Annotated in this window: 1 protein-coding gene; it reads right to left on the bottom strand. The window is 55.5% G+C overall.

The features are described 5' to 3' along the window. The coding region (locus OCU55_RS23775; protein ID WP_261854718.1) for a collagen-like domain-containing protein at positions 1 to 542 on the bottom strand (542 nt) is incomplete at both ends.

Genomic DNA, 542 nt, shown 5'->3' with positions numbered 1-542 from the left:
ACTGGCGTTACTGGTCCTACTGGTGTTACCGGAGCTACTGGTGTTACCGGAGCTACTGGAGTCACCGGCCCTACTGGCGTCACTGGACCTACTGGTATTACTGGTCCTACTGGTGTTACTGGTCCTACCGGCATTACTGGTCCTACCGGCATTACTGGTCCTACTGGTGTTACCGGAGCTACTGGTGTTACTGGTCCTACCGGCATTACTGGTCCTACTGGTGTTACTGGTCCTACTGGCATTACTGGTCCTACTGGTGTTACCGGAGCTACTGGCGTTACTGGTCCTACTGGCGTTACTGGTCCTACTGGTCCTACCGGGGTTACCGGAGCTACTGGTGTTACTGGTCCTACTGGCATTACTGGTCCTACTGGTGTTACCGGAGCTACTGGTGTTACTGGTCCTACTGGCGTTACTGGTCCTACTGGTCCTACCGGGGTTACCGGAGCTACTGGTGTTACTGGTCCTACCGGCGTTACTGGTCCTACCGGGGTTACCGGAGCTACTGGTGTTACTGGTCCTACCGGCGTTACTGGTCCTAC

The organism is Clostridium folliculivorans (assembly GCF_024341905.1).
Classification (GTDB): domain Bacteria; phylum Bacillota; class Clostridia; order Clostridiales; family Clostridiaceae; genus Clostridium_AR; species Clostridium_AR folliculivorans.
The sequence above is the reverse complement of the archived record's forward strand: the minus strand, read 5'-3'. Positions and strand labels throughout refer to the sequence as shown.